Below are 12,927 nucleotides of genomic sequence, written 5' to 3' on the forward strand. Positions count from 1 at the left end.
CCTAACTCCTAACTAATATACTTTAACCCCTTCATGTAACAATTTTCCCCAAAGCAAGCTAAAGGCATGCACGCTATCCGTGGCCATATTTTGATTATTAAATACTTCGCCACCTTTATTTTTCCATTCAAAAATACCGCCATGTAGATTAAGTATTTTGGTATAGCCAAGCTTCTTCAATCTTTCTCCAATATTTTCTGAACGCACACCAATAGAGCAGTATACAATTATAGGCTGTGATTTATCTGGAATAATTGTGAGCACTTTTGCTTCGTCAAAATCTTTATACCCTATCCAAATGGCATTCTTTAAATGGCTAACATTATACTCTTCCTTTTCCCGAGTATCTAAAAATAGAATTGAATCTGATATAGATAAATTTTCAGGATTGATATAAGGTATACTTTCTTTGTTCCAGATTTTTAAGGCGCGATCAATATCATCTTGTCCAACTACAACGTTTGAAAACAATATGAGAAAAAGTAAACTAAAAACCTGCAGATATTTGATTAACTTCATGGCCGCAAAGGTACTATTTTTAGTTTCCAAGGGATATAGGTTTAAATACGAGTTTATGGTTAAAGTTTTGCAAAAAGTGTTTTTTAAATTAATGTTTCTCATGCTTATCATTTTTGGTTTTAGCTGTAAACAGGACACGAAAATTAAAGAAAATAGTACAGAACCAGAACCATCTGATTATTATACAGAATCGTATCGGCCACAGTTTCATTTTACCCCAGAACAAAAATGGATGAACGATCCTAACGGACTTGTTTATAGCAATGGTAAATATCATTTGTTCTATCAATATTATCCAGACAGCACGGTTTGGGGCCCTATGCATTGGGGGCATGCCGTTAGTAAAGACTTATTAACATGGGAGCATAAACCCATAGCATTGTTTCCAGATAAACATGGGTTGATCTTTTCGGGTAGTGCTGTAATTGATAAAGAGAACACCTCTGGCTTTGGAACAATAGAAAAACCGGCAATGGTGGCAATTTTTACGTATCATGATATGGAAGGTGAACAGTCTGGTAAAAAAGATTTTCAAACACAGGGTATTGCCTACAGTTTAGATGATGGCGATAGTTGGACGAAGTATGACGGTAATCCTGTAATCGGTAATGATGGAATTAAGGATTTTCGAGACCCAAAAGTTTTCTGGAATGATAAAGAGCAAAATTGGACGATGCTTGTAGTAGCAGGAGACCATTTGCAGATATGGAACTCGCCAAATTTAAAGGAATGGAAAAAAGTAAGTGAGTTTGGAAAAGAAAAAGGGGCACATGGTGGCGTATGGGAATGTCCTGATTTATTTCCTTTAAAAATTGAGGGCAGTGATGAAGAGAAATGGGTGCTTTTAATAAGTATTAATCCAGGCGCACCAAATGGAGGTAGTGGAACACAATATTTTATTGGTGATTTTGATGGGACTACATTTACTACAGATCAAACCGAAAACAAGTGGATAGATTTAGGAAGAGATAATTATGCGGGAGTAACTTACAATGATGCGCCGAACAATGACCGAATTTTTATAGGATGGATGAGTAATTGGGATTATGCGCGTGATACACCAACCGAAAAATGGCGTAGTGCTATGACCGTGCCTAGAAAATTGACATTACGTGAAATTGAAGATGAGGTATTCTTGGTAAATTATCCTTTAGACAATATGAAGGGTGTAGAAGATAAAGTCACTTCAAATAGTCAAATTGAGTTAAAGAAAGATCAGAATAAGATAATTCCATTGCAATACGGAAACCAATCTGAAATTAGATTCATGTTAAAAAATCCTGAAATGAAAATGTATTTCAGTAACGGAGCTGGAGATAGTTTGGAAATAGGAATTGATAGAAAAAACAAAATGGTGACTTTTAACAGAGATAAATCGGGTAAAACCGATTTTAGTGAAAAATTTGCTGGAGGTTTACAAAAGATGGCGATGTCTAATTTACCAGAAGAAACTTTAGAGGTAAGGATGTTTTTAGATCATTCTTCTATAGAGCTATTTGTTAACGGAGGGCAGTATGTGATGACCAATCAAATATTTCCAAACGAGTTCTATACTGCTTTGACCCTTGAGAATAATTCAAGTGGTGAATTGAAAATAAACGATTTTAGTGAGCTTAAAATCGAGCGTATATGGGATTAGATCTATTCTTGCGTCATTTCTTTTGCCAAAGTTTCTAGGTCTATACCTAAATTTTCCTTGTTAACTTTAAGTGCCTTTTCTCGTAATTCTTTAGGAAGTGCTTTGAAGCCTAATTTTGTACCTAAAATCATGCCAGCCACTGAGGCTACGGTATCATTGTCCCTGCCATAATTGACAATGAACTGCATTGTTTTTTCAAAATCACCGTTACCGAATTCTAATCCGGTTACTAAGATCTGCCAAATTTCGGCAGAATGAAAGGCTATGCCCTTTTTGTCCTTTTCTAATAATTGATAGAGCATTTCTTGACGCACCCAATCATTCTTAGTTCCTGGATAACCCTTTGGTACCTTGAAAACAGAAGTGTTGTTTATTAGTAAAGAATCGATAAGTACAATATCATTTATTCGTCGAACGTTTTTTTGTGCACCATCTAAAATAACTGTAGGTATACGACCTACTAATCTACTATCTGCATACCCAATAGGGTCTATAAATTTAGGTGCACTCAAAATTGAATCTAGTTCTTGTGTTCTCATGGCCATGTTAGTCATTACTGCAACTAAAGCCGATATATCTTTCGCGTAGCCAATATCGAAAAGACTCAAGCCATACGATTTTTGATAGGCGTCTAAAGGAGAATTAGCGATAAGTCCGATCATTGGGGTATACAGCTGTCCGGCGCACGACATTTCTCCACCATAGAATCGGTTCAGGGCTTGCAAATATGCATTGCTGTCTTTTTTGTAGGCCATTGCCACTCTGGCCCATTCCTTGATCCAATCTATTTTTTCAATCTGTGTGTCGAGAGCATCCGTACTTGTTTGAATATCTTTATTAACTAATTCCTTTGTTAGACTAGTATAATATTCGATGATGAATTGTGCGAAATTATCTGGCGTTATTGTGTTATTATAGGCCTTAAAATAATGAGCCATTAAACTCTTCCAGCGCGTGTCGTCGGTTGTTGCGCCAGCCAATAAGTTATGTTCCCAAGTACCTTCGGGAGATTGTTCTCGTAGAGCAGGTGTTAATCTATTAATATATCCATAATTAAGCTGAATGTCCTTTCTGTGCCACATTTCTGTGGAAGCTCCCATGGCATCACCAATTGCCGAACCTACCAGAGCGCCTAAAACTTTGTTGTAATAAACAGAATCTTCTAATTGCAATTTATCATTTGCAAATGTGCTGATGGTAGGCGAAGGAATATCAAATTGGTCATTTTTATTTTTGCAGCCAACAATACAAATTAATATAAGTAGATATACATATTTCATGATAGTATCATGTTTTTACTCATGAGTAATAATTGTTCTTTTTCAGCAAGGGTTCTGCTTAATGGTAATTGGGCTAAACCTATTAATCTCCGCATAATTTCAATTCCGGAAATTTTTTTTAAAAGTTCTATATCTATGGATTTAGGATATATTTTTTGAATTTTTTCGATGTAAGTAGGGTCATGAGTGGCTATTATTAGATGTGCGGCCATAACTCCAATATCAAATTCTGCAAAACCCACGAATCCAAATTCAGGGTCGATTACATATATTTGATTTTCATCTGTCATCCAACTTCCAGGATAATAATCCCCATGCAATAAGGTATTACCCTTGGATAAATATTTTTCTCCAATAATTGATATTTGATTTTTCAATTGTTCATCCTGTTTATAGGATATTGAAAGTTCCTGTAATCCTTGTTGAATATTATCAAGGGAAAATCCATTGTCTTCCATAAACGGCAATGTAAAAATATGTTGATGGTTTAGTTTTCGCATCTCCATATTGTCGGGAAAATCTTTTGTAGCGGGTGTTTCATGTATTTCAGAGAGTAACGACACAAGCATTTCTAAGGTTTGATTTTCAATTTTTCCGTTGGAATACAAAAGACTCATATCCTTACAATTCCCTAGATCTTCTAAAACTAAAAGATGATTTTGGCTGTCAAAGAATATAATTGAAGGAATATTAGCATCGATGTTTCTATTTCGAATAGCAGTGTAAAATTGATGTTCAACTAAAATCCGATTCATTGGAGCTGGAATATCTTGATATTTTTGAACAAAAGGTCTGGATTGTTTTAAGATAATGGAACGCTGGTTTGTGGTAATACGAAGCACGACATTCATGTTGCCTTCCCCCGCTTTCTCAATTCGGTTGACTTGCTCTTTTTGCAGGAGAAGCCCCAAGGAATCAAGGTAGTATTGAGTCGTTTCCAAGGAAATATGTTCGTTAATCTGAATCAAAACCTATACTTTAGTATTATTTGAAAGATAGGTATTAAAAACAAAAAAATCCTTACTGTTAAGTAAGGATTTATTGTGGTGCCTCCAGAAACCAAACCCATCTAATTTTTTAAACTCATTTTTCTCCCTAAAATATGAAAAATTACCGTGTTTAAGTACTGTATTTATGGAATTTAATAAACACCTCTAGTAATTTAGAGTTAGTAGTAATTCAAAGAAATACGTAAAATGTCGGCACCATGTCGGCACTATTTATTTTTTTTATTAAATTTGATTGTTCAAAAGTTTCAATATGCCATCTTTAAAGTACTTCACTAAAGGGGAAAGTAACCCTACTACTATTTATATGCGTTTTGTGCATGGTAGAAAATACGATTTCAAAAAGTCCACTTCTTTACTGGTTAACCCTAAGTATTGGAATAATGATAAGGGTAAGGTTAAACACCTATCAGAGTTTACTGATAAACTAAACTTACAAAACAGCTTAGACGGTTTACGCTCTGAAATACTAGGTAGTTTCAACACTTCGTATGCCAATGGAGGTATAATCGATTCTGATTGGCTAAGTAGTGCGATTTATGCTTTTTTTGACCAAAACACCAATACAGATTTAAAATACCTAACGGATTACACAAATCATTTTATAGCCCGATTGCCCTATCGCATTCAAAAAAACGGAACAACGGGTGTTTCCATAGCCACGGCAAAACAGTACCAAACCACTCTAAATAAAATATTATCTTTTGAAAAGATAAAAGGGAAACGTTTCAAAATTGATGAGGTTAATTTAAAATTCCACAATGATTTTATTCAGTTTCTAAACAAAGGTCAGAAATTGAACCTCAACACCATAGGCAAATACTTAAAATGCCTTAAAACTATTTTAAAGAGCGCAAAACAATATGGAATAAAGACTAACCCTGAGTCTGAAAAGGATGGTTTTAGAAGTACCAACGAAAAAACCTATTTCGTAACGCTCAACGAAATTGAAATTGAAACTATTTTCAATCTCGACCTATCCAATAGACCATATTTAGATAATGCCCGTAATTGGTTGATTATTGGTGTTTGGACTGGTGCCCGTGTTAGTGATTTGTTGAATTTTACCATAGCGACTATAAACAACGGATTTATAGAGTACACCGCCCAAAAGACAAAGCAAAAAATAATGCTGCCTGTACATTGGCAGGTACAAAATATTATTGATTGCAATGATGGGAAATTACCACATAAGATATCAAACCAACGTTATAATGATTGGATAAAGGAGGTTTGCCAATTGGCCGGAATAGACCAAATGGAAAAGGGCTCTATTTACATTACCGATAAAAAGGAGAAAACCAAAAAAGTAAAAACACCTCAACGAAAAGTCGTAGGCGAATACCCTAAATGGAAGATGGTAAGTACTCACACCGCAAGGCGTTCTTTTGCAACCAATCATTATGGCAAACTGCCAACGCCTGTAATTATGTCTGCCACAGGCCATACTACAGAAAAAATGCTTCTTGCGTACATTGGTAAGACGGCCAAAGATAATGCCTTAGTCCTGCAGGATTTTTGGAAAAAAGAAAGTTTAAAATCTAGGAATGATGCTAGTATGAAATTAATAAAGAACGCTAAATAAATAATTTATGAATTTACTAGAAAAAATTCAGCTATTTCAAGAATTAAAGGAATTTTATAGCATTGAAGAACGTGCCATTATTATTAAAAGTTTTATAAATGATGCTAATGAAAATATAAATAAGCAAAAAAACGGACAAGTAGATTTTCTACAAAAAAACTCTTTGGCAACCGGTTGGAGCTTTTTTAAAGAATATTTCAAAGAACTGGGAAGGAAAGAGAACGGCATCCCTGTACATCGCAATAATCACGAATGCTTTAACTATCTAAATCAAAAATATTTTAAACTATTCGGAAAAGAAAAATATACAAATTATGATAGTTTTAGAAAATCGTACAATGGCAATTTTTAAAAAGTAAGTAGATGAAAAGACTAAAGACCTAACACTGTAAACACTTATTTTATTATCTACAATGATTAAGAAGTACACATTTCACGAATTACGGGAAATTGTCGATGAGGTAATTAGGATACCTGAGCGATTGGATGAAATGACAGTTGTTGAATTAAAAGAACTTCATTCTCATTTAGAACAAAGGAGATTTGATTTGTTGAAATTGGCTATTGAAATACTAAACGCAAATCCAGATTATAACTACCCAAACAATTGTGATTCTTTAGATTTTTGGAAGGCCCATACAACTCAATTTGGTCTTAGCGTGTCAGATTTGGAATACTGGGGGGCAATATTTCTTAAGAAAATTAATAAAGATTCTCAACCTATTAAATTCAATGCTGAGATATTTAAAAATGCGCCTAGTGAGCAATTCTTTAAATCCCTTTTTGATGATTGGTTAGTTGATAAAAAAACACCCCTTGTTGCAATTCATTATGTTTATCGTAGGATGTCAAATAAGAACCATGAAGACATTGATTCTAAGGACGGGAAATTGTCCGGCTTTACCATCCATTGTAATCAAACTAAATTTGCTGAATATTGGAATGATACTTATCGAAATAAACATCCTGAAAAAATTGGATTTAGTTTTAAAGAAAATGGAACTACAAGTATCAAAACATTTTCAGAAATAGCTAATGCCTCAAAAGATATTTTTAGTACTAAAATGAATGGCATTTTAATTGGATTCCAATACTAAGGGGCTAAATACCATTAAACACCCTAAAAACACCTTTTTTACCCCTCGTTAACAACTGCAGTTGCTCATAATCTTTGTCCTGAATTTAAAAACAGTTCAAAAGATGGATGCAATTACACAATTACACGGTACAACGCCCGAACAGCTAACCGAAACAATATTCAAGGGTATCGATGAGCGTTTAGAGGGGCTTAAAAAAGATTTTCAACCAAAGCAGCCTGAGGAATTTCTTAGTAGGAAAGAAACCGCAGCACTTTTAAAGATTAGCCTCGTTTGTTTGCATGATTGGTGCAACAAAAAATTATTAAAACCTCGAAAGTTTGGCAATCGAACCTATTTTCTTAGGTCTGAGATTAATCAAACAATGCTAAATTCTAACATCTAGGATATGGCAGGGTATAATAAAAACTATTCTAGGCACATCTATGTAATAGAAGATGAGAAAACGTCTTACAAGGGCTATAAATTAGAAAATATCTTTTTGCAAAATGTTGTTGATAAAAGCAATGCAATAGTACTGCCTGTATTTATCCGGATTGAGGTCAATAGGGGTTATAATAATTCTCGCAGTTGCGATAAATGGCTAAGGATACGTGATAATGAAACATGGGAAAACTCAACCCTAGTTACCGGATTGAGGAAAACTTGCGCAACTGAAATTTTTGAGGGTAATATTCCAAGGGTTGAAAACGGACAATATATTCCAGAGAGCCTAATTTTATTTCAATTTGCCAATAATAACAGAAACCTTGTGATTGATGTTTTTAAAGATTTCTATCTACATGATGCCTTTAAAAAACGGCAATTAATAAGAGCACATGAATATTATTACAGCAAAAAGGCAGCCGTTTAGAGCTGCCTTTATTTGTTCAAAAGTTTGACCACTAACGAAATAATGACCGTATGCAAGATAATAAAGTAATACCTATCAACGAAAGATACCGATACAATCTTTTCATTAATCAAAAGGCCATTTGGGATTTTCTGGTTAAGAATAAAACTCAACATCTTATCACTAAAGCAAGTCAAACACATTTACTTGGTTTTCTGGTGGCAATTTCCAAAGAGCGAAACGGAATTAAAACTTTGACCCATGAAAACGGATTTGAATATTTTCTAGTACAGGATAAAATTATTCTAGATAATCTGAAATTTTTAGGTGTTGGAACCAGGCAGTTAAAAAACCTTATTCGGAATTTGGAATTATCAAAGACAATAGATCGATGGAAAGTAAATGACAATTTACGTTACGTCCGTGTAAATCCTGAACTTATGGAGTTATGGCATATTAAAAACTGGTCAATGAATGCAAGTGGCTATATGTACAAACACCGGCCTACGTTATGGGAGGGGATAGTTAATGAATGGGAACCTATCCACGGCTCAGAAACTTTCAAAGAGATAATTGACCGGTGTAATAATGAAATCGATATGCAGCAAATTAAATACAATGATTATGATTCTATTTTTAAACTATTCCGTAACTACTTGAACAAATGGAAAAGTAAACCGCCAAAGTTTGGGTAAGATTAAACCGTAACGGTATGCAATGAATTACATAGGGGTGTGCAATGAATTACATAGGAGGTATGAAATATATTGCATTCAATAATATAAATAATTAAATAATAGAGAAAGAACAGCGAGATAATAAAAGTATCGCTCGTTTTTAATTTCAATTTCATTAAAAAACGAATAGGGGTATATGGTGTCTAATCACGAATAGTTAAACAATCGAAACATCGCCATCTAGTAAGGATTTTACTCGTAGTTGAATTTAGAGGGGGGGTATGTAATTGATTACACGGGTATTATGAAGAAAAAGAAATTTGAAAAAGTAGAATTTTGGAGGGAGCAACCTGATTGCTTTATCATTCCAAGTATTGATTATTCCCTTATTTGCGCCCAATTTGCGGAAATTGTTCTTGCTGCGAATGGTTATTATTTATCTGACGATATTTATCTATGTAGCAAGTCAAAATTGGTATTGGTTACTGAAACCATAAAAGATGAATCTAGTGTTGAGGTTAAAGATAGGATAATGCTTTTTTTACCAATCGAGATAATATCAAAATATCTATCCGAAAAAGGATAAGAACAGGCTGAAATTTTTTGTTGTCGGCACCATGTCGGCACAAACGTAAAACGCTCTAATCTACGTTGTTGTAAATTAGAGCGTTATAAAAATTACTTGTGGTGCCTCCAGGAATCGAACCAGGGACACATGGATTTTCAGTCCATTGCTCTACCAACTGAGCTAAGGCACCATGTCGCTATAAGCGGCTGCAAATATAATTTCAATTTTATGATTTACAAACTAAATCATAAAAAAAGCGAATTGTTTTTTTAATTTATAATCTTTGTGACATGAATTTGATCATTGATGCTGGCAATACAAGTGTAAAGTTGGCCATATTTAAAAAGTCGGAAATCATTCATTTAGAGTCTGTTGCTGCGCATGATTTTGTGGCGGCCGTAAAGATAATTTTCAAAAATTATCCGAATATTCAATCCGGAATAATTTCTAGTGTTGGGGCGCTTTCTAAGGAACAAATGAACGTTCTTGCTATTTTTTGTGAGGTGCATGAGGTTTCGAATGCCTCAAAAGTACCATTTAAGAACTCTTATGCCTCTCCTCAAACACTTGGAGTTGATCGTTTGGCTCTTGCAACAGCCGCTTTTTATTTTAATCCGCACAAGAATAATTTAATAATAGATGCAGGAACATGTATCACCTATGATATGTTGAATGATTTTGATGAATATTTGGGTGGTGCCATATCTCCCGGTGTGCAAATGAGATATAATGCTATGCATGATCAAACGGCCAAGTTGCCTATGTTGGAGAAAGAAGAACTCTTAGATTATATTGGAAATACTACTGAAAATTGTATGCACAGTGGGGTCGTAAATGGTGTAACTCTCGAAATTGACGGTGTCATTGACCTATATAAGAGACGTTTTGAAGATTTAACAATTATTTTAACAGGCGGTGATGCACTATTTTTGTCTAAACGATTAAAAAATACCATATTTGCGGATTCTAAATTTCTCCTGAAAGGGCTTAATTATTTGCTAGAATACAACAAGCACTAAATGATCAGAAAAATTGTAATTGCAATTGTATACATATCCACTATTGGTATGTACGCTCAAAATGGTACTGTTTCTCCCTATTCTTTTTTTGGAATCGGTGATTTAAAGAACGCCGGTACGGTAGAAAATCAAATGATGGGAGGTATAGGCATGTATGCCGATAGTATCCATCTTAACTTAAATAACCCTGCTGCTTACGGTAAATTAGGTTTAGAGGTAATGGATAAAGAGGGTCTTGTGACCTATACTGCCGGAGTTTCCAATAAACAATACCGACTAAAAAGCTATACGGAGGAAGAGAAAAGTTCTATAACCAGTTTAGATTATTTGGCTTTGGGCTTTAGTCTTGGTAAGGGTTTAGGAATGGGGTTTGGTATTATGCCGTATTCTTCTGTTGGGTATAATCTTATAAACGAACAAACGAATACGAGTGGTTCACTCACAAATGTTTACTCTGGCCAAGGCGGTTTAAACCGAGTTTTTTATTCCGTTGGTTATGAGGTTTTAAAAGATGTAAGTATTGGTGCTACAGTTAATTTTAACTATGGTAATTTAGAAAACGAGCGCTTACAACAAATAGATGGTATTCAATTTGGAACATTCGATAGACGAAGTTCTAGGGTAAATGGTTTCGATTTCAACTATGCCTTAAATTATACACCTACATTAAAAGGTAGATATAGGCTACATTCATCTATACGAGTAAACACTCAGGGTAATTTGGTGTCTACAAACGATAGGCAAATAGGCTCGTTTTCTGTGGCAACAGGAGGTAATATTGAAGAGATAGAAGTGAATTTACACTCCCAAAATTTAAAAAATACAGAATTAAAAATACCTACCACCTCTACTTTAGGTCTTGGTTATGGTGAAGATTATAAATGGTTTGTAGGTGCTGAGTATAGTTTTCAAGAAATGAGTTCTTTTGAAAATGTTTTTCTGGGGGCAGATAGTATACGTTATAATGATGCAAGTTCTATTGCACTTGGCGCATTTATTACTCCTGATCATGATTCATTTACAAGTTATTTAAAACGAGTGACTTACAGGGCAGGTTTGCGTTTAGATAAGACCGGAATGATAGTAAATGATGTTGATGTCAATAATTTTGGCATAACTTTTGGACTAGGCTTACCACTGGGTAGAAGTTTCTCTAATCTTAATTTAGGATTTGAATTGGGAAGAAGAGGAACAACTAGGGCGAATCTAATAGAAGAGAGCTATTTTAAATTTAATGTAGGGCTTTCATTAAACGATCGTTGGTTCCAGAAGAGAAAAATAAATTAATAAAAATTTAGTACATTAACCACTTTAAAAAGAGAAAAAATGAAATCGAAACTTTACTTCACGGCAATAATGTTCCTTGGGATGATGGGGGTAAGTAATGCACAGGCTCAGAACCCTGAATGTATGACGAATCTGTCTATCTTTTCTGAACATGCGAAAGTTAAAAATTATGATGCTGCTTATGAGCCATGGAAAATGGTTTATGAAACATGTCCTCAATTAAATAATGCAATTTATGTATATGGAGAACGTATCCTAAATAATAAATTGGAGAAAGCTTCAGGGGCTGATAAGGAGAAATTCGCTAATGACTTGATGGGTCTTTATGATAATAAAATGAAACATTTTGCTTCAAAGACTAGTATGGCTGAAACCATGGTCGATAAAGCATTGGTGAAGTATGATAATAAAATGGCTGATGATGCAGAGATGTATAATATGATGAGCGAGGCTTTTACGAAGGATCAAGAAAATTTCACAAATCCGAAAGCATTATACATCTATTTTTCTAGTTTGGTTGATGAGCATAAAGCTGGTAGAAGAGATTTACAAGAAGTTTTTGATGTATATGATGCGGTTACAGAGAAAATCGAATTAGAAAACGAAAAAATAACTGGTAAGATTTCTAAGTTATTGCCTAAAGAAGAAGCTGGCACACTTACATCTAAAGAGAAATCTCGTTTAAAGTCTTATAACTCTTATTCTGAGGTTTACGGGAAAATTGCTGGTAGTATCGATTCTAAATTAGGTCCTTTAGCAGATTGTAGTAACTTGATTCCGTTATATGAAAAGAGTTTCGAAGAAAAAAAGGGTGATGTTGTTTGGGTGAAAAGAGCTGTAGGCCTTATGTTTAATAAAGAATGTACTGATGATCCAATGTTTCAAAAATTATTTGAAGCTCAGTTAAAGCTAGATCCATCTGCTGATGCATATGTATATGGTGGTACTTTAAAAATGAAGAATGGTGATACTTCAGGTGCACTGGCTGATTTTGATAAAGCTTTATCTTTAGAGACCAACAATGATAAGAAATCTAAGATAGCGTATAAAGTTGCTGTGATAAATAAAAGAAAGGGTAGTAAGTCTACAGCACGCAGCTACGCTCAGAAAGCTATTGATGCCAATCCATCTAATGGTCGTGCTTATCTATTGATTGCTAACTTGTATGCTACTAGTGCAAATGATTGCGGTAGTACAACTTTCGAGAAAAGAGCGATCTATTGGAAAGCTGCAGATATGGCAAGACAAGCAGGTAGAGTGGATCCATCTTTAAGTGGTTCTGCAAGTCAAGCGGCAAATAGTTATCAGGCTAAGGCGCCAACTAAAGAAATGATCTTTAGTTCTGGTATGGCTGGTAAAACTGTGACCTTCTCTTGTTGGGCAGGTGGTAGTGTAAAGGTTCCATCGTTATAGTAAA

14 protein-coding genes and 1 tRNA gene are annotated in these 12,927 nt (G+C 34.5%); 11 read left to right on the forward strand and 4 right to left on the reverse strand.

What is annotated here, in order from left to right:
- Positions 1–12: 12 nt before the first annotated feature.
- Positions 13–621 carry a rhodanese-like domain-containing protein gene (locus AACZ49_RS01785; RefSeq protein WP_339650964.1) on the reverse strand — a complete coding sequence of 203 codons (609 nt, stop codon included), beginning with the start codon at positions 619–621 and terminating at the stop codon, positions 13–15.
- On the opposite strand from AACZ49_RS01785, the gene AACZ49_RS01790 reads away from it, so the two are divergent.
- Positions 620–2,158, forward strand: a complete 1,539-nt coding sequence (locus AACZ49_RS01790; protein ID WP_339650967.1) for a glycoside hydrolase family 32 protein — start codon at positions 620–622, stop codon at positions 2,156–2,158. The genes AACZ49_RS01785 and AACZ49_RS01790 overlap by 2 nt on opposite strands.
- A gap of 2 nt (positions 2,159–2,160) precedes the next feature.
- Here the strand turns inward: AACZ49_RS01790 and AACZ49_RS01795 are convergent, their stop codons facing one another.
- Together AACZ49_RS01795 and AACZ49_RS01800 are read right to left on the reverse strand one after the other, a co-directional pair.
- Complete coding sequence (locus tag AACZ49_RS01795) at positions 2,161–3,438, reverse strand: ADP-ribosylglycohydrolase family protein (RefSeq protein WP_339650969.1); 1,278 nt, start codon at positions 3,436–3,438, stop codon at positions 2,161–2,163.
- Positions 3,435–4,406 carry a phosphotransferase gene (locus AACZ49_RS01800; protein WP_339650971.1) on the reverse strand — a complete coding sequence of 324 codons (972 nt, stop codon included), beginning with the start codon at positions 4,404–4,406 and terminating at the stop codon, positions 3,435–3,437. The genes AACZ49_RS01795 and AACZ49_RS01800 overlap by 4 nt, the downstream gene beginning before the upstream one ends.
- A gap of 292 nt (positions 4,407–4,698) precedes the next feature.
- On the opposite strand from AACZ49_RS01800, the gene AACZ49_RS01805 reads away from it, so the two are divergent.
- The 7 genes from AACZ49_RS01805 (at position 4,699) to AACZ49_RS01835 (ending at position 9,222) form a co-directional block, all read left to right on the forward strand.
- Positions 4,699–6,030 carry a site-specific integrase gene (locus tag AACZ49_RS01805; RefSeq protein WP_339650973.1) on the forward strand — a complete coding sequence of 444 codons (1,332 nt, stop codon included), beginning with the start codon at positions 4,699–4,701 and terminating at the stop codon, positions 6,028–6,030.
- 7 nt (positions 6,031–6,037) lie between these two features.
- Positions 6,038–6,382 carry a hypothetical protein gene (locus AACZ49_RS01810; RefSeq protein WP_339650974.1) on the forward strand — a complete coding sequence of 115 codons (345 nt, stop codon included), beginning with the start codon at positions 6,038–6,040 and terminating at the stop codon, positions 6,380–6,382.
- A 61-nt stretch (positions 6,383–6,443) separates the two neighbouring features.
- Positions 6,444–7,127 carry a hypothetical protein gene (locus tag AACZ49_RS01815; protein WP_339650977.1) on the forward strand — a complete coding sequence of 228 codons (684 nt, stop codon included), beginning with the start codon at positions 6,444–6,446 and terminating at the stop codon, positions 7,125–7,127.
- A 103-nt stretch (positions 7,128–7,230) separates the two neighbouring features.
- Positions 7,231–7,512, forward strand: coding sequence for a helix-turn-helix domain-containing protein (locus tag AACZ49_RS01820; protein ID WP_339650980.1), 282 nt, complete (start codon positions 7,231–7,233; stop codon positions 7,510–7,512).
- A 3-nt stretch (positions 7,513–7,515) separates the two neighbouring features.
- On the forward strand, positions 7,516–7,980 hold the full coding sequence (locus AACZ49_RS01825; RefSeq protein ID WP_339650981.1) for a hypothetical protein: 465 nt from the start codon (positions 7,516–7,518) through the stop codon (positions 7,978–7,980).
- A 50-nt stretch (positions 7,981–8,030) separates the two neighbouring features.
- Positions 8,031–8,654 (forward strand): hypothetical protein, encoded by a 624-nt coding sequence (locus tag AACZ49_RS01830; RefSeq protein WP_339650983.1) that lies wholly within the window; start codon positions 8,031–8,033, stop codon positions 8,652–8,654.
- A gap of 286 nt (positions 8,655–8,940) precedes the next feature.
- Positions 8,941–9,222: a hypothetical protein gene (locus tag AACZ49_RS01835; RefSeq protein ID WP_339650985.1), complete on the forward strand. Its 282-nt coding sequence runs from the start codon at positions 8,941–8,943 to the stop codon at positions 9,220–9,222.
- 99 nt (positions 9,223–9,321) lie between these two features.
- Here AACZ49_RS01835 and AACZ49_RS01840 read toward each other — a convergent pair.
- Positions 9,322–9,394 (reverse strand) — tRNA-Phe (locus AACZ49_RS01840).
- Between the two features lie 100 nt (positions 9,395–9,494).
- On the opposite strand from AACZ49_RS01840, the gene AACZ49_RS01845 reads away from it, so the two are divergent.
- The 3 genes from AACZ49_RS01845 to AACZ49_RS01855 are packed head-to-tail and all read left to right on the forward strand — an operon-like array spanning position 9,495 to position 12,923.
- Positions 9,495–10,223 (forward strand): type III pantothenate kinase, encoded by a 729-nt coding sequence (locus AACZ49_RS01845; protein WP_339650988.1) that lies wholly within the window; start codon positions 9,495–9,497, stop codon positions 10,221–10,223.
- The gene (locus AACZ49_RS01850) at positions 10,224–11,510 is read left to right on the forward strand and encodes a hypothetical protein (protein ID WP_339650991.1); all 1,287 of its coding nucleotides are present in this window, start codon (positions 10,224–10,226) and stop codon (positions 11,508–11,510) included.
- Positions 11,511–11,549: 39 nt separating this feature from the next.
- On the forward strand, positions 11,550–12,923 hold the full coding sequence (locus tag AACZ49_RS01855) for a hypothetical protein (RefSeq protein ID WP_339650993.1): 1,374 nt from the start codon (positions 11,550–11,552) through the stop codon (positions 12,921–12,923).
- Positions 12,924–12,927: the final 4 nt, after the last annotated feature.

Origin of the sequence: uncultured Maribacter sp., from assembly GCF_963975365.1 — a bacterium.
Classification (GTDB): Bacteria; Bacteroidota; Bacteroidia; order Flavobacteriales; family Flavobacteriaceae; genus Maribacter.

Bases quoted from the DNA above. Each gene is read 5' to 3' on its own strand.
- AACZ49_RS01820 (WP_339650980.1), top strand. From the start codon at position 7,231: ATGGATGCAATTACACAATTACACGGTACAACGCCCGAACAGCTAACC.
- AACZ49_RS01785 (WP_339650964.1), bottom strand. From the start codon at position 621: ATGAGAAACATTAATTTAAAAAACACTTTTTGCAAAACTTTAACCATA.
- AACZ49_RS01795 (WP_339650969.1), bottom strand. From the start codon at position 3,438: ATGAAATATGTATATCTACTTATATTAATTTGTATTGTTGGCTGCAAA.
- AACZ49_RS01810 (WP_339650974.1), top strand. From the start codon at position 6,038: ATGAATTTACTAGAAAAAATTCAGCTATTTCAAGAATTAAAGGAATTT.
- AACZ49_RS01835 (WP_339650985.1), top strand. From the start codon at position 8,941: ATGAAGAAAAAGAAATTTGAAAAAGTAGAATTTTGGAGGGAGCAACCT.
- AACZ49_RS01805 (WP_339650973.1), top strand. From the start codon at position 4,699: ATGCCATCTTTAAAGTACTTCACTAAAGGGGAAAGTAACCCTACTACT.
- AACZ49_RS01830 (WP_339650983.1), top strand. From the start codon at position 8,031: ATGCAAGATAATAAAGTAATACCTATCAACGAAAGATACCGATACAAT.
- AACZ49_RS01845 (WP_339650988.1), top strand. From the start codon at position 9,495: ATGAATTTGATCATTGATGCTGGCAATACAAGTGTAAAGTTGGCCATA.
- AACZ49_RS01790 (WP_339650967.1), top strand. From the start codon at position 620: ATGCTTATCATTTTTGGTTTTAGCTGTAAACAGGACACGAAAATTAAA.
- AACZ49_RS01855 (WP_339650993.1), top strand. From the start codon at position 11,550: ATGAAATCGAAACTTTACTTCACGGCAATAATGTTCCTTGGGATGATG.
- AACZ49_RS01850 (WP_339650991.1), top strand. From the start codon at position 10,224: ATGATCAGAAAAATTGTAATTGCAATTGTATACATATCCACTATTGGT.
- AACZ49_RS01825 (WP_339650981.1), top strand. From the start codon at position 7,516: ATGGCAGGGTATAATAAAAACTATTCTAGGCACATCTATGTAATAGAA.
- AACZ49_RS01815 (WP_339650977.1), top strand. From the start codon at position 6,444: ATGATTAAGAAGTACACATTTCACGAATTACGGGAAATTGTCGATGAG.